The 22,320-nt window shown below is 55.5% G+C and carries 19 protein-coding genes; 8 read left to right on the top strand and 11 right to left on the bottom strand.

Going from position 1 to position 22,320, the window contains the following annotated elements; genetic code table 11:
• The coding region (cysK, locus tag IK012_RS02355) for a cysteine synthase A (RefSeq protein ID WP_290949902.1) at positions 1 to 874 on the bottom strand (874 nt) is incomplete at its 3' end.
• 222 nt (positions 875 to 1,096) lie between these two features.
• Between cysK and aroE the strand changes: the two genes are divergently transcribed.
• From aroE to IK012_RS02320, 7 genes are read left to right on the top strand one after another with little or no spacing between them, the layout of a single operon-like run.
• The gene (gene aroE / locus IK012_RS02350; RefSeq protein WP_290949900.1) at positions 1,097 to 2,002 is read left to right on the top strand and encodes a shikimate dehydrogenase; all 906 of its coding nucleotides are present in this window, start codon (positions 1,097 to 1,099) and stop codon (positions 2,000 to 2,002) included.
• A gap of 1 nt (position 2,003) precedes the next feature.
• Positions 2,004 to 3,629: a 3-dehydroquinate synthase gene (aroB, locus tag IK012_RS02345; RefSeq protein ID WP_290949897.1), complete on the top strand. Its 1,626-nt coding sequence runs from the start codon at positions 2,004 to 2,006 to the stop codon at positions 3,627 to 3,629.
• On the top strand, positions 3,626 to 4,609 hold the full coding sequence (locus IK012_RS02340) for a GDP-mannose 4,6-dehydratase (RefSeq protein WP_173379881.1): 984 nt from the start codon (positions 3,626 to 3,628) through the stop codon (positions 4,607 to 4,609). The genes aroB and IK012_RS02340 overlap by 4 nt, the downstream gene beginning before the upstream one ends.
• A 24-nt stretch (positions 4,610 to 4,633) precedes the next feature.
• Positions 4,634 to 5,677, top strand: coding sequence for a hypothetical protein (locus IK012_RS02335; protein ID WP_290949893.1), 1,044 nt, complete (start codon positions 4,634 to 4,636; stop codon positions 5,675 to 5,677).
• Positions 5,677 to 6,453, top strand: a complete 777-nt coding sequence (gene hisA, locus IK012_RS02330; protein WP_290949890.1) for a phosphoribosylformimino-5-aminoimidazole carboxamide ribotide isomerase — start codon at positions 5,677 to 5,679, stop codon at positions 6,451 to 6,453. Before IK012_RS02335 ends, hisA begins: the two co-directional genes overlap by 1 nt.
• The gene (locus tag IK012_RS02325) at positions 6,422 to 7,852 is read left to right on the top strand and encodes a glycosyltransferase (protein ID WP_290949887.1); all 1,431 of its coding nucleotides are present in this window, start codon (positions 6,422 to 6,424) and stop codon (positions 7,850 to 7,852) included. The genes hisA and IK012_RS02325 overlap by 32 nt, the downstream gene beginning before the upstream one ends.
• 40 nt (positions 7,853 to 7,892) lie before the next feature.
• Entirely contained in the window at positions 7,893 to 8,936 is a 1,044-nt protein-coding gene (locus IK012_RS02320) for an A/G-specific adenine glycosylase (protein ID WP_290949884.1), read from the top strand.
• A 234-nt stretch (positions 8,937 to 9,170) separates the two neighbouring features.
• Here IK012_RS02320 and IK012_RS02315 read toward each other — a convergent pair whose 3' ends face one another.
• The 6 genes from IK012_RS02315 to IK012_RS02290 form a co-directional block, all read right to left on the bottom strand.
• Positions 9,171 to 10,886, bottom strand: a complete 1,716-nt coding sequence (locus tag IK012_RS02315; RefSeq protein ID WP_290949880.1) for a hypothetical protein — start codon at positions 10,884 to 10,886, stop codon at positions 9,171 to 9,173.
• The gene (locus tag IK012_RS02310; RefSeq protein WP_290949877.1) at positions 10,886 to 11,548 is read right to left on the bottom strand and encodes a hypothetical protein; all 663 of its coding nucleotides are present in this window, start codon (positions 11,546 to 11,548) and stop codon (positions 10,886 to 10,888) included. Before IK012_RS02310 ends, IK012_RS02315 begins: the two co-directional genes overlap by 1 nt.
• A complete protein-coding gene (locus IK012_RS02305) occupies positions 11,545 to 12,786 on the bottom strand; it encodes a transcription antitermination factor NusB (RefSeq protein ID WP_290949871.1) in 1,242 nt (413 codons plus the stop codon). Before IK012_RS02305 ends, IK012_RS02310 begins: the two co-directional genes overlap by 4 nt.
• Positions 12,780 to 13,730, bottom strand: a complete 951-nt coding sequence (gene fmt, locus IK012_RS02300) for a methionyl-tRNA formyltransferase (RefSeq protein WP_290949868.1) — start codon at positions 13,728 to 13,730, stop codon at positions 12,780 to 12,782. The genes IK012_RS02305 and fmt overlap by 7 nt, the downstream gene beginning before the upstream one ends.
• A 77-nt stretch (positions 13,731 to 13,807) precedes the next feature.
• A complete protein-coding gene (locus IK012_RS02295; protein WP_290949865.1) occupies positions 13,808 to 15,232 on the bottom strand; it encodes an MATE family efflux transporter in 1,425 nt (474 codons plus the stop codon).
• A complete protein-coding gene (locus tag IK012_RS02290; protein ID WP_173378113.1) occupies positions 15,195 to 16,025 on the bottom strand; it encodes a type III pantothenate kinase in 831 nt (276 codons plus the stop codon). The genes IK012_RS02295 and IK012_RS02290 overlap by 38 nt, the downstream gene beginning before the upstream one ends.
• A gap of 68 nt (positions 16,026 to 16,093) precedes the next feature.
• Here IK012_RS02290 and IK012_RS02285 point away from each other — a divergent pair, with 68 nt between their 5' ends.
• Positions 16,094 to 17,008 (top strand): DMT family transporter, encoded by a 915-nt coding sequence (locus IK012_RS02285; RefSeq protein WP_173378114.1) that lies wholly within the window; start codon positions 16,094 to 16,096, stop codon positions 17,006 to 17,008.
• On the opposite strand, the gene IK012_RS02280 is transcribed toward IK012_RS02285, so the two are convergent.
• The 4 genes from IK012_RS02280 to IK012_RS02265 form a co-directional block, all read right to left on the bottom strand.
• Complete coding sequence (locus IK012_RS02280; RefSeq protein ID WP_290949861.1) at positions 16,989 to 18,503, bottom strand: Na+/H+ antiporter NhaC family protein; 1,515 nt, start codon at positions 18,501 to 18,503, stop codon at positions 16,989 to 16,991. The two genes, IK012_RS02285 and IK012_RS02280, sit on opposite strands and share 20 nt — an antisense overlap.
• A gap of 60 nt (positions 18,504 to 18,563) precedes the next feature.
• A complete protein-coding gene (gene nadC / locus IK012_RS02275) occupies positions 18,564 to 19,427 on the bottom strand; it encodes a carboxylating nicotinate-nucleotide diphosphorylase (protein WP_290949859.1) in 864 nt (287 codons plus the stop codon).
• A gap of 103 nt (positions 19,428 to 19,530) precedes the next feature.
• The gene (locus IK012_RS02270; protein WP_173378117.1) at positions 19,531 to 20,982 is read right to left on the bottom strand and encodes a sugar transferase; all 1,452 of its coding nucleotides are present in this window, start codon (positions 20,980 to 20,982) and stop codon (positions 19,531 to 19,533) included.
• Positions 20,983 to 21,024: 42 nt separating this feature from the next.
• A complete protein-coding gene (locus tag IK012_RS02265; RefSeq protein ID WP_290949856.1) occupies positions 21,025 to 22,314 on the bottom strand; it encodes a homoserine dehydrogenase in 1,290 nt (429 codons plus the stop codon).
• Positions 22,315 to 22,320: the final 6 nt, after the last annotated feature.

Raw genomic sequence — 22,320 nt, 5'->3', positions numbered from 1 at the left:
CGGGGAGCAGCGCCACGATGCGCTTGCCCTTGTTTTCGGGGCGCTTGGCAACGGTGAGCGCGCATTCGAGAGCTGCGCCCGAGGAAATCCCGACAAAAATGCCTTCCTGTGCGGCGGCATCGCGGGCGGCCTTCCCCGCCTTCTCGGTGCTCGTCAGGTACACCTCGTCGACAACCTTCGGGTCGTAGATTTTCGGAACAAAGTTCGCGCCGATTCCCTGGATCTTGTGCGGGCCCGCGACTCCCTTGCTGATCATGGGAGAATCCTCGGGTTCAATCGCAATCACGTAGATATCCGGGTTCTTTTCCTTGAGGAACTTCGCGGTTCCGCTTACCGTTCCGCCGGTACCCGCGGTCGCGATAAAGATGTCGACCTTGCCTTCGGTATCGGCCCAAATTTCGGGGCCGGTCGTGAGGTAGTGCGCCTTCGGGTTCGAGGGATTCTCGAACTGCTGCGGAATAAACGAACCGGGGTTCTGCGCGGCAATCTCGTTTGCCTTCTCGATGCAGCCCGCCATTCCCTTCGCACCTTCGGTAAGCACCACTTCGGCACCGAGCGACTTGAGCAGCATGCGACGTTCCACGCTCATGGAATCGGGCATGGTGAGCACCACCTTGTAGCCCTTCACCGCGCCCACGTAAGCAAGGCCCACGCCCGTGTTTCCGCTGGTCGGCTCGATGATGAGCGAACCCGGCTTGAGCTTGCCTTCACGCTCGGCGTCCTCTATCATCTGGAGAGCCACGCGGTCCTTCGCGCTGCCGAGCGGGTTGAAACTTTCAATCTTCACGAAGACTTCTGCTTCGCTATCGTTAATCTTGTTGATGCGCACGAGCGGTGTGCGCCCGATGGTTTCGAGAATGTTATTGTAGAGCATGCCTTGAATATAGAAACCTTGAAAGAGATGAAGTCCATCTTGCCCGAGATGAGCACATCCTTGCCGATGTAAACTTTTTTCGACACCAAGCCGCCCTCCGTGTTAAAAAGCGGCTCATTCCTTTCCAAACGGACTTTAGCCTGTTCTCCTCCCCCAAAAACTTTATATCTTTATAATGAATTTAAGAGTTCAGCCCCAGGTGGGCGGACAAACGAGGTTAACTTGACTCATTTCGACGGCAAAACGGCAACGCTTTGCATTTTCGGGCATCCGGTAGCGCACAGCAAGTCGCCCGCCATGCACAATGCCCTCTTTAAGGCGCTGGATATCAACGCCGCATACCTTCCCTACGCACCCGAACCGGAAAATTTCGCGGACGCCATCCGCGGGTTCCGCGCCATGGGTTTCCGCGGGGCAAACGTAACCATCCCGTACAAGACGGAATTCACCGGCAACGACGGCGCTCCGAAGCTCATCGACGAACTGAGCGAGATTAGCACCTTCACGGGCAGCGTGAACACGCTCTACTGGAAAGACGGAATCGTCGGAGGCACACTCTGCGGCACGACGACGGACCCCTACGGCTGCATCCGCAACCTCGAAGAAAACGGCGTGCAGGCAAGCAACAAGAAAGTAGCCCTCCTCGGGAACGGCGGTGCCGCGAAGGCAATCGCCTACACGCTCGTCGAGCAGGGAAACGCACTCACCATCGTATGCCGTAGCATAGAGAAGGGGCAAGCGCTCGCAGACAGCCTGAACGAACTGTTCGCGAAGGCAGGGAAAGGCTCTACCGTGAAAGCGGTTACCTTCGGCGATTTCTCGAAGGTCTCCCCCGAACAGGACATTATCATCAACGCGACATCGGTCGGCATGACCCCGAACGTGGACGAGAGCCCGCTCCCCAAGGAATGCCTCCACGCGGGCCAGGCGGTATGCGACATCGTGTACACGCCCGTACAGACAAAGCTTTTACAGATGGCCGCAGCCCAAGGCTGCAAGGTCGTTACCGGCGAAGGGATGCTCGTACACCAGGGCATCGAAAGTTTCCGCAAGTGGTTCCCCGCCGAAACCGCAAACAAACAGAATTCTGAACTCGCGACAATCATGCGCAAAGGGATGCAGGGCTAAAATGAGACAGCATATCTTTTTCACCGGCTTCATGGCAAGCGGCAAGAGCCGTACAGGCAGGGCTATGGCAGAACGTCTCGGCCGCCCGTTTGTCGACACGGACGCAGTGATTGTCGAACGCGCAGGCAAGAGCATCAGTGAAATTTTCGAACAGGACGGCGAAGCGAAATTCCGCGAAATGGAAGCGGCTGTCATCGCCGAAATTGCAAACGACAAGAACCCGCAGGTCGTCTCGCTCGGAGGCGGCGCACTGAACCGCGAAGAAAACATCAAGATCATACGCGATTCCGGCACGCTCATCCGCCTGTGGGCCAAACCCGAAATCCTTTCGGAACGCATCGGGCGCAAGAACACTCGCCCGCTGCTTGCAAACCTCTCCGACGAAGAACGCCTCGAGAAAATCAAGGTCATGCTCAAGGAACGCGAGAAGAACTACGCGCATGCTGACTTCAGCGTCGAAAGCACGAACGACGCCTCCGAGACGCACGTCATCGAGCATATCCTCCGCATGCTGCGGTTCTGGAACAGCCACGCGCTGGACGTGTGCCCGAGCAGCGGTGGACGTTACCCCATCTTTATCGGCGAAAACATCGTGCCCGATTCCTCGGCGCTGCTCGAGGGTCTGCGCCTTTCGCCTACACATGAGTTCCTGGTCTGTACCGACACGACCATCGCGAAGGCGCAGGGGAACATGTTGAACATGCTCCGCGGCCAAGCGGGGCGCTGCCCGATATTCAAATTCCAGGCGGGCGAGCGCAACAAAACGCTCCACAACCTGAACCAGCTTTTCAGCTTCATGCTCCACCGCGGCTACACCCGCAAGAGCTGCCTGTTGCAGTTCAGCGGCGGTGTCGTGGGCGACATGGCGGGCTTCGGCGCAGCCACTTACCAGCGCGGCATCCCGTTCATCCAGTTCCCGACGACGCTCCTTTCCATGGTCGACAGTTCGGTCGGCGGCAAGGTGGCGGTGAACCACCCCGAAGGCAAGAACATGATTGGCGCATTCTACCAGCCCAAGGCCGTAGTCTGCGACCTCTCCGTCCTTTCGACATTGAACGACACGGAATACCTCGCGGGCCTCGCCGAAATCGTCAAGTACGGCGTCATCTACGACGAGGAATTCTTCCGTTATCTGGAAGAGAATACTGACAAAATAAAGAGCCGTGATTCCGAAGCGCTCAAGCACATGATTTTCCGCAGTTGCCAAATCAAGGCCGAAGTCGTCGGCATCGACGAGAAGGAATCCGGCCTGCGCGCCATCCTCAACTACGGTCATACCTTCGGGCACGCCATCGAAAAACTTACGAACTACAACATGTTCAGCCACGGGATAGCGGTATCCCTGGGCATGCGCGTCGCGGCACGTGTCGCCGTAGCGCTCGGCATGCTTGACGAAGCCGCAGAACTGCGCCAGAACGCACTTCTCGACGCACTCGGATTCCCGCAGACATTCAACATCGATACCGAAAAGGCCTGGAACGCCATGAGCGTCGACAAGAAGGCCGAAAAAGGTACTCGCGTCTACATACTTCCCGAAAAAATCGGGAAAGTCCAGAAAATCGTCAACGTGGACAAGGAAATCATCAACAAATCCTGGGATGCTATCCGAGGAAAGGGGGTTAGATGAGCATACTGGTCACTGGAGGAACGGGAGCGCTCGGCTTCCACATTCTGTCAAACCTCATAGGTACAGAACACGACCTATACAGTTTTAGCGACGAACAGCCGCAGCCCTGGCAAAAGGTGGAGGGCGTCAACTACCTTACTGGCGACATGCTGAACTTCAAGGAAGTTCTCGAAATGATGCAGAAGGTGCAACCGACGAACGTCTACCATTTGGCAAGCCAGTCGTCGGTGGGCCTCAGCTACAAGAAGCCCTACGAGACGCTCAACGTGAACCTGCTCGGCACGCAGACGCTCCTGGAAGCGGTGCGCCAGATTGTGCCCAAGGCCAAAGTGATGCTCCTGAGTTCTAGCGAAATCTACGGACGCACGGAACAGCACCTCACCTACCTCCACAAGGAAACCGACCTTCCGAACCCGCTCACGCCCTACGCTACGTCGAAGGCGTGCATGGAAATTCTCGGGAACCAGTTCCGCAACGCGAACGACATGCACATCGTGGCCGTGCGCCCCTTCCATTTTACGGGCCCGCACCACAGCAGGCGTTTCGCTATTCCTTCCATCACCTACCAGCTGGTAAAAATCAAGTATTACCACGCCGAGCCCGTCATCTACTCCGGAAGTCTCGACATTAGCCGCGATGTGGTGGACGTGCGCGACGTGGCCCGCGCGATGATCCAGATTCTCAAGACATCGGAATCGGGCCAGGTGTACAATATCTGCAGTGGCAAATCGTACACGTTCCGCGAACTCGTGGACATGCTGGTGGACATCGCCGGCGTAAGCGTAGATTTCAGGTTCGACCCTGCATTCGAACGCACGAACGACATTCCCCTGCTGGTCGGCGACCCGACCAAGATCAACGCGCTCGGATGGAAACCCATGATTAGCATAGAGGACAGCCTCACCGATATCTTCAACGAGATGGTGGTTCGCCGCCGGACGGAGCTCAAGAACGGTATGGGCAAGGACCTCCCCCTGTAAAACGATATTTCTACTTTTATAACGATGCGAAAAAACTTGTATAAAATTATCATTGCCTGTTTAGCAACCTTTGTCGCCGCCACTTGGGCTGGCGATATCACCGCCCCTGCGGGTGGAGCCCGCAACCTCACCGCGGACGACTTCATGCCCCACCATTCCAACGCCAAGGAATTCAACGAGACCTGGAGTTATCAGTTCGTATTCGACAACGGCACACGCGCGTTTGTCAACTATTCCACGCTCTATATTCCCGGTTCGGGCAAAAAAATCGGCTGCGATATGAGCTTCTGGAATTTCAAGGGCAAGAGCTACGCTGTCGGGCGCCAGTATCCGCCTGAACGCCTCAAGGCGATCAAAGAAAAAACGACCATCGACATCAAGGGCGAATACGCGATGGAAAACAAGCCCGGCAAGGGCCACCGCGTCTATTTCACAGCAGACAAGAACGGGAAATTTTTCCTCGACCTCACCTTCGACAGCGCCGAACAGGGCAAGGTCCTAGGTGACGGCATCTGGAAAGTCGGCAGCGAAAAATTCGCGCAGTATATCCATATTCCCTACGGTCGCGTCACGGGCAGAATCGGCTACAACGACGACACAATTTCCGTGAAGGGATACGCCTACATGGACCAGACCTGGCAAACCGTGCAGGCGACCGACATCGCCGTGCGTTCCCTGAATTTCAGCACCAACACGCGCTCGCCACTATACGCCGGAAGAATTTCCATCGCAGAAAAGGGCGGACTGTTCGGGTATGCGCTCTACAACAGCGGTGAAGGCTCCAAGATTGTCGTTCCCGAAAGCATCAAGGACGGCGAAGACGAATACCGCGGAAAGAAATTCCCGAAGAAAGAAATTTCCATCGAATGGAAGGACAAGTCCCCGGCGCTCAAGTTCCCCGTGAACAAGACTTACCAAAAGGCCTCGCTCCTGGACAAGGTGGACGGATGGTTCGCCAAGAAGGCGATGAAGATTGCCGCAGGCGGCGAAATCCTCTTCTACCGCGGGCGTAGCGACGCAAGCCACGGAAAGAAACTCGACTGGACCGTAACAGGAGCCAAGGACTAATGACCAAGTTTCGCCCTTGCATAGACCTGCACGACGGCAAGGTCAAGCAGATTGTCGGAAGTTCACTGAACGACAGCGGAGTCGGACTCAAGACGAACTTCGAGACTGACCGTTCCGCAGCATGGTTTGCCTCCCTCTATAAAAAGGACGGCATCACAGGCGGGCACGTCATCATGCTCGGCAAGGGCAACGAGACTGCGGCCAAGGCGGCCCTTACGGCTTACCCCGGCGGTCTCCAGGTCGGTGGCGGAATCACCGCCGACAACGCGAAGGAATACATCGATGCGGGAGCGAGCCACGTGATTGTCACAAGCTGGATTTTCCCCGAAGGAAAACTCGACCGCAACCGCCTCGAAAGCCTTGTCAACACGGTTAGCAAAAAGCACCTGGTACTCGACCTCAGCTGCAAGCGCACATCGGCTCCGGGAGAACCGCCCCGCTGGAATATCGCCACGAACCGCTGGCAGACGCTCATCGACGTGGAAATTACCAAAGACACGCTCGAAGACCTTGCAAGCAGCTGTGACGAATTCCTGGTACACGCAGCCGACGTAGAAGGCAAGCAGCAAGGAATGGACGACGAACTCATCGCATTCCTCGCAAAGAACAGCCCCGTTCCCGTGACATACGCAGGCGGCGCGAAGTCGCTGGAAGACCTACAACACGTCAAGGACATATCCGGCGGAAAAATTGACCTCACCATCGGATCGGCACTCGACCTCTTCGGTGGCAAAGGAGTGAAGTATGAAGACTGCGTCAAGTTCAACAAAGCTTAAGGCGACAGACAGTCTGGACTCGCGCCCCGCGATATACGGGCGTACGGTCACGAGCACGTTCCGCAAGTGCTTCGGCATGAAGCACAGGCCTCCCGGAAATCTGCGTACCTGCTGGATTCCGCCAGTCGTGTTCCTCACCATATTTTACAACCTGCCGACACTCCTCAAGCTGCGCCGCTACCTGAAAAAAGAACGCAGCAAGCGCGCTCCCGACGACGTCCGCATCCTGTTCTACTCCGACAACCTAGACGAAACCAACGGCATCGCGAACAACCTGAGGAACGTGATTCCTTACATGCGCGCTCATGGCATGAAGGCCTTCCTCGCCGGAAGCGCATTCAACACACGTCCCTGCGGTGTCATCGAGAACAGCTACTGCATATTGCTCCCGCGCATGTTCAGCATGGAGCAGCTCGGGTACGCGAACAGCGAACTCGCCATCCCGCGCATCAGCCCGGCCCTGCGCCTGCTCAAGCGCTACCCCATTGACCTCATCGAACTCGAGACCCCGAGCCCCGGCGCATGGCTTATCTGCTTCTGCGCTCGTATCGCCGGCATCAAGGTTTTCAGCCACTACCGCACCGACGTCCCGACCTACGCGAAGACCCTCGTGAAGGCAAAATGGATGCACGTGTACGTGCTGTGGCTCATGCGCATTTTCTACTGGATGGCAAGGCCTGTCGTGAGCCCCTGCGATGACTACGCCGACATCCTCACGAAGCAGCTCCACGTTCCTGCGAAACAAGTGAAGATTCTCCCGCGCGGACTCCCGCTGGAACGGTTCTCGCCCGAACTGCGCGGGAAGGGCACGTGGGAAAAATACGGGGACACGCGCGAAAAACGCCCCGTAAGGTTCGCCTTCATCGGGCGAATCTCCAAAGAGAAAAATCTGGAATTCCTGAACGACGTATGGAAGAAATTCGCCGCCAAGCACAAGGACGTCGAACTCATGTACGTCGGCTACGGCTGGTACCTGGAAGAAATCAAGAAGTTCTTCGAAGGCGACGACAGCGTGCATTTCGCTGGCGAACAGGGCGGGGAAACTCTCGCCGGCCTCTACGCCAATGCAGACTTCTTCTTGTTCCCGAGCACCACGGACACCTTCGGGAACGTGGTGGTGGAAGCCATGTCCACCGGCACGCCCGCCATCGTGAGCAATTACGGCGGCCCGCGCAGCATCGTGAAGGACAATTCCTGCGGACGCATCCTCCCGATCGACGAAGCCAAATGGCTCGATGCACTGGAAGAATGCCGCACGCTCAAACTGGAAAAGCCCGAAGTCTACGAGCAGATGCGCAAGGACGCCCACAAGCGCAGCATGCATTACACCCTCGAAAATTCGACAAGGGTGCAGTTCGATTACTTCCGCCAAATCAAGCGCGAATTTTACAAGCTGTAGGTTTCCACGCCATACAGCGCGGCGATGTAAATAGGCCATTATGGACGAGAATATCCTGAAGCATCTGCGTGCCTGGTTCAAGAAGAACGCGGCCACACTCCCGTGGAGGCCCGCAGAACTCGACACGCCACGCAATCCATATGCGGTATGGATTAGCGAGACGATGCTCCAGCAGACGCAGGTTTCCACCGTAAAGGATTATTTCGTCCGCTGGATGGAACGGTTTCCCGACGTAGAAACGCTCGCAAAAGCAAGCGAAGAGGAAGTTTTCAAGTACTGGCAGGGCCTGGGGTATTACAGCCGCGCCAGGAACATCCTGAAAGCGGCAAGGATTATCGCAGAGAACGCAGGGATGCCGAACACCCGCAAGGAGCTAGAATCCCTGCCTGGAATAGGCGCCTATACCGCGGGCGCGATTCTAAGCCTCGCATTCCACAAGAGGGAAGCGATTCTGGACGGGAACCTGGTGCGCATATTCTCGCGGTTCTACGCCCTCAACTTTTTGCCCGACGGGAAGGCTGCGGAAACTTACTGGGACTACGCCCGCAATGTCGCAGACAGCCCGAAGGCATACATGCACAACGAAGCCCTGATGGAACTCGGGCGCACCGTATGCAAGTCCAAGACCCCAAATTGCACGTCGTGCCCGCTGGCCATCGGGTGCCGTGCATACCACGAAGGGCGTGCAGAAGAATTCCCGCCGAAACGAACGCGCATACAGAAGGATTGGCACGGCACGGCGCTTGTCATCGAAAGCGCCGACGGCAAGATACTCGCCGTCTCCGATGGCCAAGCGTTCCTGCGCGGGCAACTCGCCCTCCCCCATTTCGAGACGCAGAGGAATGCGACTGCAGGCATTCCCCAGCAGGCCGAACGCTATATCGACAGCGACAAGGTCGCATCCGTAGAGGACTGCGGCTCATTCAAGCACGGAATCACCGTTCACAAAATCGAATGTAGGGTGCAGCACATAAAACTCAAATATAAAGCAGCGGGCCGCTTCACATGGGTTTCCAAAGATGCAGCAAAAGATGTTTTTGCCAACAGTTTCAGCCTAAAAGCATTAAAGCTGGCTTTATCCTAGATAAAACAGACTTTGATTTAGGCAGAAAGAAACGTACAAATTAAAATTACAATAACGCAGCAGCATGCGAGATGCACCAACATGCGAGGAATCAAATGATTCACGCGAGAACTCCTTTATTCACCAACTATCCAAAAAATATTCCCCGTATTAGGGAATATGACGAATATAGAAAAGATTGCCTAGAATTATGCTTTTTCTAGGTCACATTATCAATACATTTTGCTTACAGCGTCAAAATGTCTTTCTAATGGAGCAGACAATTCGAATTCTGTCGTAATCCGCCCCCGGAACCTGAACCACCTCATCCGCAAGGACATGGATTAACGATCCTGTAAGAGAGAGGCCGTACTTGGGGAACATCTGTTCGAAGGTTGCATCCCAATACCAGTCCCCCTTGACTATCAACGGGTTACTGCTGCGCAAATTCCACTGGGCGTCGCTCCTGTAGCGTAGCGAATGCGATACGCGGAAACTCTTGCGGATAAGCCAGTCACCGGTGAAGGCGACAAAGTATTCAGCGGGAGTCACTTCAAACCGTTCTTCTTCGCCGTCAATCCTTTCGAAACCGGTCAAAGCGCGGAACTTGAACATATCGCCAAGCCAGGCATCAACCCAAAATTCGCCGGTCACGCCCTTTATCCACGAATCGATGCGCGACACATTGCCATAGCGGAACTCGTAACCCTTGTCCTCTACGAAGCCGTCCACATCGAACGTTTCCGCACCCTTCTCGGCCCAGAACGAAGCGCGTCCGCCAAAAGAAAAAGGCGCAACCGTATCGGCAAAAGAAAGGTAACCCTGCAAAAGATTCATCTGGCCGTCAGGAGAAAGTTCAATCACGCTCTCCACATCGCCCAGCGCAAAAAATTCCCTGTCATCGGCAAGCGGATTCAATCGCGTACCCGACACGTTCTTAAAACCGACCGTCACCCCCAAGTTTTTCACAGCCAGGGGCAGGGATACCTCGATACTGTCCTGCACAAGCCAGTCCGCATCGTTCATGCCGAACATGACATCGGCCTTAAGCCAATTGAACGGGGCGACCCGCAACTGCATGAAGGGCCATACCACATGATTGTCATCCAGTTCGGTGTATACCGTCCCCTCGTCATCGACGACACGGAACGCGATTCCGGCCGAAAGCTGGAGCATGCCCTTTTCGCAAACCTTCCCGCACTTGTAAAGCACGGAACCGTTCACTTCCTTGCGTTCCCCGTTTTCATCACGCAGCACGTTCTGGTACAGCGCGTCCTCGAATGCGGCCGTGAGCGAGAAATTCCAGAAATCCGCGCGCGCCTCGATACGCGGCTTCATGTGCACGGGCATCCAGCGCGAAGACTCCATGTATTCCCAGAGGTATTCTTCGCCCACAAGCACGGAGGCGTTCACAAAATCGTCCGTGTACCCGAGCCCACCATAAACGGAACTGAACATCGGATAATTGGCACCAAAGAATGCGAATTCGTCTTCCACGATTTTCTTGCGGTAACTTGCAGTAAGCGCCGCATAATGGTCATCCTGAAAACCGCGAGCAGTCGCCCAGAAGCCCTTGAACGAAGGCGTCCTGAAACCACCCTCGAGAATCGGGGTGCGGTTTTCGGGCCTATCGTACTCGGTAATCACATCCTGGTAGATCATGTCACCGAGTTCGTTACCCGTCTTCACCCAGACAGAGGCTTCGAGCGGAGTCCACGAAGGCGTAATGGACATGCGATTGAAAAGAACCCGCTGGCGCAACTTCTGGGGAGTCCAGAGTTCGCTTTCACTGTGCAAGCCGCCCGCACCGAGAATGCGGTCGAACTGGTAAGTCGGCCCACCCACAAGGAACGTACCGTCGTCACGGCTCACCGCTTCCATGCCTTCCATTTCGGCATCTATTGCGGCATGGGAATTTACACAAAGCGGAAGCGCCGCTACAAAAGCTATGGAGAAAAGAGAAGTTTTCATTACCAGATTCTCCTTTCGATATAGAAGCCCACCGTCAGTGTGTTGGAACGTTCAGGCAAAGTCCAGAGTTGTTCCCACAGCACGTTCAGGCCCGCCACGTATCCCTTGAAATTCATGAACGGCATATTGACGCGGGCGAACCACCCGAATTCCGTCTCGTTGTCAAGAAGCATGCCCCCACGGCCTTCATAAAACTTGTCTTCGTCATCAGAATCGGCGCGGGTCCAGTTGCAGGTGAATCCTGCACCAATCGCGAGCGGACGCAGCAGCCTCCAGTGCCAATCCAAACCGATACGTCCAACGAACTGGTGTACGCCCGGGAAAGGAATTCCTTCGGCACGCACCTTCACGTATGCGTAATTGAAGTGCACGAACCCATCGAAATCGGGCCAGTAGCTGTAGCGGAAACCCACACCACCGTAGAACGAATTCTCGACAGCTTCCACGAGGTCGCCAAACGGATACATCTCACCACCTTCGATGGAAATGTAACCCTTGTTGAATGCATACGCGAGCGTATCCACGGGAGTCTTCGCGGAGTCAGCCGCCAGCTTTTTCGCCACTGCCGGCGCGGGAGACTGCGTGGAATCCGGCGCTGAATTCTGCGCCCATGCAACCGCGGCAAGCAAAAGCGCGGCAAACAAAGTTCTTATCGGTTTCATGATTTTTTACGCTCCAAAGCCTGTGCAAAAAAGCCGTCGAATCGGGCATCCCTGCTGCCGGGCAGCACCGGGTCCCCGACCTTCACGAATTCGGGATGAGCCTTTACAAACTTGTTGATGACCTGCGTCGTTTCGGCCGGATCGGGACTGCACGTGGCATACACCAGGCGTCCATCCTGCGAAAGCATTTCCGATGCGCGTTCGAGAATGCCGTACTGCAATTTCGTCAGTTCCACAATGGATTCGGGCGTCAAGCGGTAAACCGATTCGGGCCTCCGTGCAATCACGCCCATGTTGCTGCACGGGACATCAAGAAGGATGCGGTCGAACTTGGAAGAAAAGTGAGTGGAATCCACGTCAAGCGCATCGACACATTCCAGGTTCACATTCCTGAGGCCGAGACGGTCCATCAAGTCCTTCATCTTCTCGAGCCTGAACTCCGAGGAATCGCTCGCATAAATAGACAACGTCGGGTCCATCTCCGCCATCAACGCAGATTTTCCGCCGGGAGCCGCACAGGCATCCCACACCTTCATTCCCGGCTTTGCATCCAGGAGTTTCACGACATCGTATGCGGAAGGATTCTGGAACGAGAACATGCCCGCCGAAAATTCGGGCAAGGCGAGCAGTACCTTCACGCCCACGTCGCGCGGGATTTCGATAAAGCGATCGTACAAGATACTCGCGCCCGTAATGCCGATCTTTTCGGCAAGCACGGGAGCGTTTGTCTTCTGCAGGTTCACGCGAATCCATTCCACAGGGCGCTCTAAGGAAGAACGCGCAATGCTTTCGGCTCGGTCGCCGCCATAGACGTCGAACCAGCGACGCACCAGCCATTCAGGGATAGAATTCTCGATACTTACGCGACGCACGCGCTGCGACGGGAGTGCGGGCGCGCCCGACCTGCGGGCAGAACGCAATACGGCATTCGTAAGCCGCACGGCTCCCTCGCCCAGATTCGCGGACTTCGCCAGTTCTACGCAGGAATCAATGGCGGCATAATCCGGCACGTCCATGAAGAACATCTGGAAGAGTCCCATCTCCAATATGGTGCAGACTTCCACGGAAGGCATTCTCTTCACGAGCGACTTGATGAAATACTGCAAATAAAGATGCCGGCGGCAAACGCCGAGAGCCACTTCCATCGCAAACGGGGGAATACCGCTTTCCTTGATGAAAGTTCCTTCCTTCTGCCACAGCAGAAGAACGCGGTAGGCCTCTTCACGTTCCGTTAGCAAAATGCAAGTCCTTCGCGCTTCTGAAGTCCGCGCATAAAGTCGGCGACAGGCATCGGCTTCTTGCCTTCGGCCTGAATTTCAATAACTTCGAGCAGGCCATCGCCCGTACCGACGAACAAACGATTTTCCTTAAATTCAATAGAACCCGGTGCAAGATTCGAAACGCCCTGAGCCGCCTTGCAAGCGCCCACGCCGACCACATCCGTCTTGCGCAGGTAAACCGTACGGCCCGAAAGCGTCGCATATCCACCCGGCCACGGATTGAAGGCGCGGATGCGGTTATGGATAACGATTGCGGGCAAACTGAAATCGATGCGGCCCTCTTCTTTCTTGAGCTTGGGGGCACCGGATGCCTGCGCATGGTCCTGCGTCAGGTCTTTCTCGCATCCGCCTTCGAGCTGGGCGATAGCCTCGTCAAGCGCCTCGCAGCCGGGAGCGACCATCTTTTCGAGCAGGCTCGCGGTCGTATCCTGATGGTCGATGCGCACCACCTTCTGCGAAAGGATCGGACCATGATCCATCTTTTCGTCCAGGCGGAAAACCGTAACGCCCGTCTCGGCGAGACCATCGGCAATCGCGCGCTGCACCGGTGCGGCACCGCGATACTTGGGCAGCAAGCTCCCGTGCACATTCACCGCACCGTATTTCGCCACGGCGAGGATATTCTTCGGGAGGATGGAATAGGCGACAACGACAAACAAGTCGGCGCCGAATGCACGCAAATCCGCCTCGAATTCCGGGGCCTTCAAATCGAGCGGCTGCAATACAGGGAGTCCGTATTCAAGCGCGAGCTGCTTTACCGGCGGGGGCGTCAGCACGCGGCCACGACCCGCGGGCCTATCGGGCTGGGTTACCACGCCCACAACTTCCAAATGGTCAGATTCCTTAAGATGCTTCAAGAAGCAAGCCGCAAATTCCGGCGTTCCCATAAAAACTACTTTCATGTAGTACAATATAGAAAGAAATAGCACCCGTCGCTACCGCTTTGCGCGGGGCACCTTGGCGAAAGAATCCCCGCGACCTACGAGGCATTCTCAAGCACATGCTTGCGCCATTTTCCGCTCTTCCAGCGCCGCCAGAAAATAAGCGGAACAGTGCTGTAAACAGCGACAACGGCAATCCAGGCATAATGAGCCGGCAGTTCAATCACATATGCGGCAACGTACAGCGCAAGGGCGACAAACCAGTTCATCACGGCACTCGCAACCATCACCCAGAACGTATCGCCCGCGCCACGCAAGGCACCTGCATAGATGACCAGAAGCACCTCGACAAAAATGTAAAGTGCGGCAAAACGCAACATAAACATGCCCATCGGCCTAGCTTCCGCAAAAATCGCAAGCGCCTGAGACGACGCCTCCGCCACATCGGGCTGGAAAACATCCGTAAGCACTCCCGGCAAAAAGACGAAAAGCACCCCGATAATCGCAGAATAGCCCCATCCCAAGCGGAGCCCCGAATAAGTAGACCTGTTTGCGGCAGCGCCATTTTTAGCGCCCACATAACGCCCCACGAGACTTGTTGACGCCACCTCGAGCCCCATGAGCGGCACATACGCCACCATGTCCCAGTTGAACATCACCGAGGATGCCGTCGCCGCCGCCGGCCCAAGCGCATGGAACATCAAGATGAGCATCTGGAATGCCGACATGTTCAAGAACATCTCGACGCCCGAGGGAATCCCCTTCCGCAAGAGTTCACGGCAAAGCGGCCAGTTGAACGCAAACGCATTGCGCGTGCGGAAGCGCCTATGGCACGACTTGCCAAAGAATTTCACGAACAAAATAACCGTCGAGACGGCATTCCCCATCAATGTCCCGTAGGCAGCACCCGCGACACCCAAAGCGGGAATCGGCCCCAAACCGAAAATCAGCACGAAATTGCAGACCACATTCACAATCATGCCCACGAACGCGGCCTGCATCACAATCTTGGTCTCGCCGATACCGCTAAAGAAGCACGGAGCCGCATTGCGCACCAACGAGATTATGCCGCCAAACATCAATATGTTGAAATACGTCTTCTGGTATTCCAGCTGGTCCGCCGGCAAGTTCTCGAGTCCGAAAACCAAATGCCCCAGCGGGATTGTCGAATAAAGCAGGGGAACGCAGGCAAGCGAAAGGTAAACCGCCTGCATGAACACGCGTGCGCAATCCCAACGCTTTTTCGCCCCCAGGCGCTGTGCCACCATAGCCGTCGTGTAGCTCACCGCCCCCGTAAAAAACATCGTAAGCGCAAGCTGTACCGCACCGGCGCCAAGCGCAGCGTTCATCTCGGCAGGCCCCAGTTTAGATAAGAAAAGACGGTCGATAAACGTCATAAACGTATCGAACGACATCGACAAAAGCATCGGGAGCGCCACAACAAGCACATCCCGAATGTCACCCCGCTTCTTGGGAGCAAAAGAACTATTCGTCGTCTGAATCACGTTCAATTTCGGCAGCACCGTTTCCGCGGAGAGCCACGAGACGCACGCCGTTCAGAGTCAAATAAGGATCGTAGGTATCGATAACTTTGCTATGTCCCATGACCATCTGGCCCCATCCGCCCGTAGCGAAAACGGGAACCTTCTTCTTGCCCATCTCGGCCTTGATTTTTTCGACCAGCGATTCGAGCTCCGCCATGAACCCGTACAGGAGACCCGCACGGATGGCATCGTCGGTATTATTCGCAATCACATGGTCGGGCCACTCGATGCTCACCGGCATAAGGCGCGCCGCCTTCTCGGTCAACACGTCCAGACTGGCGCTGATTCCCGGAATGATGATACCACCGGCAAATCCGCCGTCCTTCATCACGTCAAAGGTCGTCGCCGTACCCATGTCCACGACGATAGCATCCTTGTAGCCGCGGTCGCGGAGCGCAATCACGTTGCAGAGGCGGTCGGCACCCAGCGAAGCCGGGTTCGGGTAGGCAATCGGGCAGCCGAGGCAATTTCTGGAACTCACCACCTGTACCGGGCGCTTAAGGAGGGTCTGTAGAGCCTTGATCCACGGACGTTCCAAAGCGGGCACCACAGTGGAAAGGCCCACATGCGTAATCTCCGACGGTTTAATTTCAGAAAAACGCACAAGACCGCCAATGCGGTTCATCACCTCGTCACTAGTAGTCTCCTTGCGAGTGGTAAGCCTCCAATGGTCTACCACCTTGTCACCCTTAAAAATACCCAAAACCGTGTGGGAGTTTCCCACATCCACCACGAAAGATATCGTATTCGACTTTTTCAAATTCTTCTTCATGCGCAAATCACTAATTTTGCGCAAAAGATAGAAAATTGAAAACGCCAATGATTGCTATATATGCTTCCATGGCTAATTTAGGCTATACATTCCTGCTCATCCTGACGGCGGCAATCTGGGGTTCGGGCTTCGTCGCCCAAATCGAAGGAAACGCCTTCGGGCCATTCGCATTCTCGTGCATCCGTTGCTTTATCGCCGCAGGCTTCCTGGCCCTGATCTTCAAGATTCTCGATGCGTTCGGCAAGAGCCCCCGCAGGCCGCGCAACCGCAAAGAAGCGTGGTTGCACTGGAAGGCCGGATTCTTTTGCGGGCTCGCACTCTGCACCGCGATGAACCTGCAACAACTGGGAATGTTCCTCGGCACCCCCGCCGGGAAATCCGGATTCCTCACCGCCTGCTACATCGTGCTCGTGCCTGTCGTGAGCCTGTTTCTCGGCAAGCGAACCTCATTGAAAACCTGGGTTTGCATCGCCATCACAACGGCGGGGCTCTACCTGCTCTGCGTCAAGGACGGTTTCTCGATTGAACTTTCGGACAGCGTCTCGCTCCTATGCGCGCTGGCATTTTCATTTCACATCCTCGTCATCGACAAGTTCGTCAATCACGTGGACCCCATCCGCGTTTCGGCAATTCAATTCCTGACAATCGGCGTCTTGACTGCTCCGCTGATGATTATATTCGACCTAAAATTTCCGGCAATGGATTTCAGTACCGTAATTGCCGCATTTGTAAACCCGTATGCAGTCGCAGGCCTTGCGTTTGCAGCCCTATGTTCCAGCGGTATCGCCTACACGCTGCAAATTGTCGCCCAGGATAAAATCAATCCCACTATCGCATCGCTCACGATGAGCCTGGAATCGGTATTCGCCGTCCTTGCGGGTTGGGCCATTCTAGGGGAACAGCTTTCCGCCCGCGAAATCTGCGGCTGTGCAATCATGATGGTAGCCATCGTGATTGCGCAAATCAAGCCTGCTTCTTCTTAATGAGAAGAATGCCCACGACAATAATCGCAAAACCCACCGCCAGCGAAAGGACCGCACTTCGCGTGAATCCCGCCACAATATAGCTGACAAAGCTCACGCACGCAACAGATAGAGCATAGGGCAACTGCGTATTCACGTGATTTACATGGTTACAATCCGCACCGGCACTCGCCATAATCGTCGTATCGGAAATCGGAGATATGTGGTCGCCACAGACGGCACCCGCCATGCACGCCGAAATGGAAATGATCATCAAGTTCGGATCGATGCCCGAGAATGCCGCCACCACAATCGGAATCAAGATGCCAAACGTTCCCCACGAAGTTCCAGTCGAGAAAGCGAGCCCCACACCGATAAGGAAGATGATTGCCGGCATAAAGTTCATAAAGCCAGCGGCGCTTCCCGAAATGAGACCAGCCACAAAATCCTTCGCGCCAAGCGTATCGGTAACTCCCTTCAGGCTCCAGGCAAGCACAAGAATCAAGATTGCGGGGACCATCGTCTTGAAACCTTCGGGCACGCATTCCACGCACTTGCGCAATTTTAAAACACGGCGCCCCAGATACCAAATCACCGTCACAATGAACGTGCCGAAGCTACCGATTACAAGGCCAACCGAGGCATCGCTCGCCCCAAACGCATCGACAAAGCCCTTATGCGCCGTTCCGCTCGAGAAAAATCCTCCCGTATAAACCAACCCGGCCACGCAGAAAACGATCAAAGCTACAATCGGGAAAATCAAATCGATAACGGTACCTCGAGAATCTTCACGCTTCAAAGACTCCGTCTGCGCACTGAGTTTTTCCGCCGCAGTCTCATATTTCTTCATCGGGCCAAAATCGACCTTCAAAAGAATCAACGAGAACAAAGCGATAATGGTCAGCAGCGCATAGAAATTATAGGGAATCGATTTTACGAAAAGCCCGAGGCCATCCTCGCCTTCCACAAAACCGGTAACAGCAGCGGCCCACGAACTGATAGGCGCTATAATGCATATCGGAGCGGCAGTCGCATCAATCAGGTACGCCAGTTTCTCGTGGCTAAGCTTGAATTTGTCCGTAACAGGGCGCATCACGCTACCCACCGTGAGGCAGTTGAAGTAATCGTCCACAAAAATCAGGATACCCAAGATGACCGTCGCCAGCTGGACACCCATCTTGGACTTGATATGCTGTTGAGCCCATTCTCCGAAAGCCGCCGCACCTCCGGACTTATTCATCAAGACGACCAGTGAACCCAGAACCACCAGGAAAAGGAGAATGCCTACGTTCCACGGATCAGACACCTGCTTGACCATGCCGTTTTTGAATACGGCTTCCAAAAAATGGGGGAAGTTGCCTTCGCTAATGAGCAAGCCGCCCATCAAAATGCCCACGAACAGAGACGAGTACGCCTCCTTCGTAATGAGGGCAAGGACAATCGCCACAACAGAGGGCACCAGCGCCCAGAATGTTCCATGAAAGTAGGATACAACCTCAACAGCCTGTTGTTCCATAAAATACTCCTTGAGTTTGCAAGGAATATAACAAAACAAGCCTTTTGTGGTTTTATTCCACTAAATTCGCATCGAAATATCGAGCGCTTTAACGCTGTGAGTGAGCGCACCGACCGAAATGTAGTCGAGCCCGAGCGTCGCGATTTCCTTCGCGCGTTCGAGCGTCATGTTGCCGGAGCCTTCCACCAGGCACTTGTCGCCGCTTTCCTTGATAATCTTCAGGGCCTCGGCCATCATCTCGTTGCTCATGTTGTCGAGCATGATGACGTCCACACCCTTGTTCAAAAGAGCGCGCAGCTGGTCGAAGTTTTCGACTTCCATCTCGACCATCAAGTTCTGCTTGTTGTTCTTCTTCACGACCTCGAGCGCCTGGAGCACGCCACCCGCGGCGGCGATGTGGTTGTCCTTCACGAGCACCATGTCGAAGAGCCCCATACGGTGGTTGGAACCGCCACCCACGCGCACGGCATACTTCTGCAGCGTGCGGAAACCGGGAACGGTCTTGCGCGTATCGAGCACCTTGGTCTTGCCGCCCTTCAGGGCTTCCTGGAAGGTATGCGCGACAGTCGCCACGCCCGAAAGCTGCTGAATAAAGTTCAGGAGAGTGCGTTCGCCAGTCAGAAGTTCATGCGTCGTGCCGTCCATTTCGGCAATCAGGTCGCCCTTCTTGACGACATCGCCGTCTTTCTTGTGGAGCGTCACCTTCACGCTGGCCTTCAGTTCCTGGAACACGAGTTCGATGACCGGGAGGCCGGCGAGCACGCCGTCTTCCTTGGCAATCAGGCGAGCATGCTGCTTCTGGTCGGCAGGGATAGTCCATTCGCTGGTGACATCGCCCGTACGCACGTCTTCGGCAAGCGCCAAGCGGATCATCGTGAGAGCATCTTCTACAGGGAATTTGGGCGTCGAGTTATCACCGTACATAATTCAGTCGCTAGTTATTGGTTATCGGTCGTTTGTTTAAATTTGGCGCCCACGGCGCAGTTATAAAAGCCAGTGACTATTGACCAACAATTGGCCAAAGTCATTATTGCGCTCCTTTACCGGTCAAGACAACGTAAACAGTGCGGACAAGAATCTGGAAATCCAGGAGCAGGCTCATGTTCTCGTAGTAATACATGTCGTACTGCAACTTGATTTTCACGTCCTCGGTGCTGGTATCGTAATGATGGCGCACCTGCGCCCAGCCAGTAAGGCCAGGCTTCATCTTGAGTCGGCTAATGTAGAACGGAATTTCTTCACGGAGCTTGCTGATGAACACGGCACGCTCGGGACGCGGCCCCACCATGCTCATGTCACCCTTCAACACGCACAAAATCTGCGGCAGTTCGTCGATACGGGTCTTGCGCAGGAACTTGCCAATCTTCGTGACGCGCGGGTCGTCCTTGGTCGCCCACTGGGCACCGAACTTCTCGGCATCGGTCCGCATGGTACGGAACTTGTACACCGTGAACGGCTTGCCGTAAAGTCCAATGCGTTCCTGGGAATAGAACACCGGGCCACCGTCCTGCAGCTTGATGGCGATGGCCGCGAAAATCCACAGCGGGAACGACACCAGGCCGATAAACCCACCCACGACCAAATCCATGATGCGCTTCACACGCACCTGCCAAGGAGGCATGGTGAACGCGAAAAGTTCCTGCAATTCAAAACCGTAAACGAGGTTTGCCTTGAACCGTCCGTTCACCACGGGGTAAAGTTCCGGAACGATATAGATGTGCAGCGCCATCTCGCAAATCCACACGAGCACGCGCATAATCTCTTGCGGCGAAGAACTTTCGTGCGCAATGACAATCCCGGTCACGCGATATTTTTTCACGAGAGCGGCCAGGTCCGAATATTTACCAAGCACGGGGAAACCGGCGAACTCACGATCCATCACCTGGAAGCGCTCGTCCACAAACCCGATAACGCGCTGGCCTCGTTCCGGCGTATTCTTCAAGTCTTCGGCAACCTTGCGGCCCGCCTCGGTAGCGCCGAGCACCAGGATATTGTTCGCCCCGTAGCCAAGCCGCAATAGACCGCGCAGGCACAGGTAGATGAACATCCTGAACGAAGCTACAAGCACCATCGCAAGTCCGCCGTAAATGAATATCCACGGGAAGCGGGAACCGTACAGGTAACCTTCGCTCAACGGCATGTTGGACGAGAACTTGGAGATGAACTCCGAGCCGAAAAGGCACACGATAATAAGGACAATTCCGATGATGACACCGCGCAGCACACGCAGAATCTGGTGCGTTCGCGACATCAGGAGCCACGAGCGGTAAAGCCCCGCGCAAGTGAACAGCACGAGCCATGCGATATTGAGGAAAAGCCCCATGTGGGCATAATCCGCAAACAGCTTGCTCGGGTCGTACTTGTCGGCAATCCAGCCGCTATGGAACTGCACCCAAAAAGCGAGCATGAAGCAAATGGAAAGAGCCACGAAATCCGAAAGGATAACGAGGATACGTTCCAATGTAGCAGCGCGTATCATAATGAACTAAACTACAAAAATCCGGCCGAAAAGGCCACCTCGCTAGGCGAGGAAGCGGATAACCTGGCTCTTTTCGACGATTTCGGGCAGGGCGTCGATGGCATCCACCGCCTTCGAGGCCTTGCAGTCCTGCGTTTTTTCGGTAATGACCACGATAGAGACCTTGCCCGGGTCATTCACGTTCTTCTGGATAATCGTCTCGATGGAGATGCTATTCTCGGCAAGAACGCTCGTGATCTTTGCGAGCACACCGCAAGCGTCGCGGGACGTAAAGCGCAGGTAGTAGCGGGCCGAAGTTTCCGAAATCGGGACGAGGGTCGCGGAATTGTCGACGTTGAACCAGCCCATCGGGAGCGCCTTGCGGGAACCCTGGTCCACGGAGCGGGCCAAGGAAACGAGGTCGGCCACGACAGCAGAAGCCGTCGGGAGGCGGCCAGCACCGGCGCCGGTCTGAACCGTTTCGCCCAGGTTGTCGCACTTGAGGTAAACGGCATTGATGACGCCGTTCACGTTGGAAAGCAGGTTTTCGTTCGAGACGAAGCACGGATGGACACGGGCGTCCACGCGGTTTCCGTCGCGGTGGTAGATGCCGAGGAGCTTCACGCAGCAGCCGAGTTCCTTGGCGAACGCGATATCCTGGGCGGTAATCTTGGAAATGCCCGTAACGTGAATCTTCTCGAAGTCCACGCGCTTGCCGCTGCAGAGGCTAGCGAGGAGGGCGGTCTTGTGGGCGGAGTCGATGCCTTCGATGTCGAAGGTCGGGTCGGCTTCGGCAAAGCCGAGCTTCTGGGCGTCCTTCAAAACCACGTCAAAGTCGAGGCCTTCATCGGCCATGCGGCTCAGGATGTAGTTGCAGGTGCCGTTGATGATGCAGCTCAGGTGTTCCACCGTAGAGCCGAGCAGGCCTTCCTGGAGGCTGCGGATAATGGGAATGCCACCGCCAACGGCAGCTTCGAACAGAACGTGCAGGCCCTTTTCGGCAGCGAGCGGGAAAATCTCGTGGCCGTACTTCGCGAGGAGAGCCTTGTTCGCGGTCACCACATGCTTGCCCGAATTGAGGGCAGCGAGGATCCACTTGCGCGGCATGTTGTAGCCACCGGCAAGTTCCACGAGCACGTCGATGCCGTCACCGGCAATCATTTCATCGGCGTTGGTCGAAACCTTGTAGCCCTTCGCCTTGTACGGGGCGACTTCTTCTTCGGACTTCGCGCAGATGCAGGCGAGTTCGAGTTCGACACCGAGCTTTTCCTTGTACTCGGCAATCTTCTGTTCCAAAATCTGAATGACACCGCCACCGACGGTTCCAGTACCAATAAGTCCAATACGCAGCATAATGCG

The organism is Fibrobacter sp., assembly GCF_017551775.1.
Lineage (GTDB): Bacteria > Fibrobacterota > Fibrobacteria > Fibrobacterales > Fibrobacteraceae > Fibrobacter.
This window is presented reverse-complemented; position numbering and strand designations above follow the sequence as displayed.

What these genes read in the sequence shown, in the direction of transcription:
- IK012_RS02280 (WP_290949861.1), bottom strand. Translation starts at nt 18,503, where the DNA reads ATGGAACAACAGGCTGTTGAGGTTGTATCCTACTTTCATGGAACATTC.
- IK012_RS02310 (WP_290949877.1), bottom strand. Translation starts at nt 11,548, where the DNA reads ATGAAACCGATAAGAACTTTGTTTGCCGCGCTTTTGCTTGCCGCGGTT.
- IK012_RS02265 (WP_290949856.1), bottom strand. Translation starts at nt 22,314, where the DNA reads ATGCTGCGTATTGGACTTATTGGTACTGGAACCGTCGGTGGCGGTGTC.
- aroB (WP_290949897.1), top strand. Translation starts at nt 2,004, where the DNA reads ATGAGACAGCATATCTTTTTCACCGGCTTCATGGCAAGCGGCAAGAGC.
- IK012_RS02315 (WP_290949880.1), bottom strand. Translation starts at nt 10,886, where the DNA reads ATGAAAACTTCTCTTTTCTCCATAGCTTTTGTAGCGGCGCTTCCGCTT.
- IK012_RS02335 (WP_290949893.1), top strand. Translation starts at nt 4,634, where the DNA reads ATGCGAAAAAACTTGTATAAAATTATCATTGCCTGTTTAGCAACCTTT.
- nadC (WP_290949859.1), bottom strand. Translation starts at nt 19,427, where the DNA reads ATGTACGGTGATAACTCGACGCCCAAATTCCCTGTAGAAGATGCTCTC.
- IK012_RS02290 (WP_173378113.1), bottom strand. Translation starts at nt 16,025, where the DNA reads ATGAAGAAGAATTTGAAAAAGTCGAATACGATATCTTTCGTGGTGGAT.
- IK012_RS02320 (WP_290949884.1), top strand. Translation starts at nt 7,893, where the DNA reads ATGGACGAGAATATCCTGAAGCATCTGCGTGCCTGGTTCAAGAAGAAC.
- IK012_RS02285 (WP_173378114.1), top strand. Translation starts at nt 16,094, where the DNA reads ATGGCTAATTTAGGCTATACATTCCTGCTCATCCTGACGGCGGCAATC.
- IK012_RS02340 (WP_173379881.1), top strand. Translation starts at nt 3,626, where the DNA reads ATGAGCATACTGGTCACTGGAGGAACGGGAGCGCTCGGCTTCCACATT.
- IK012_RS02270 (WP_173378117.1), bottom strand. Translation starts at nt 20,982, where the DNA reads ATGATACGCGCTGCTACATTGGAACGTATCCTCGTTATCCTTTCGGAT.
- hisA (WP_290949890.1), top strand. Translation starts at nt 5,677, where the DNA reads ATGACCAAGTTTCGCCCTTGCATAGACCTGCACGACGGCAAGGTCAAG.
- fmt (WP_290949868.1), bottom strand. Translation starts at nt 13,730, where the DNA reads ATGAAAGTAGTTTTTATGGGAACGCCGGAATTTGCGGCTTGCTTCTTG.
- IK012_RS02325 (WP_290949887.1), top strand. Translation starts at nt 6,422, where the DNA reads ATGAAGACTGCGTCAAGTTCAACAAAGCTTAAGGCGACAGACAGTCTG.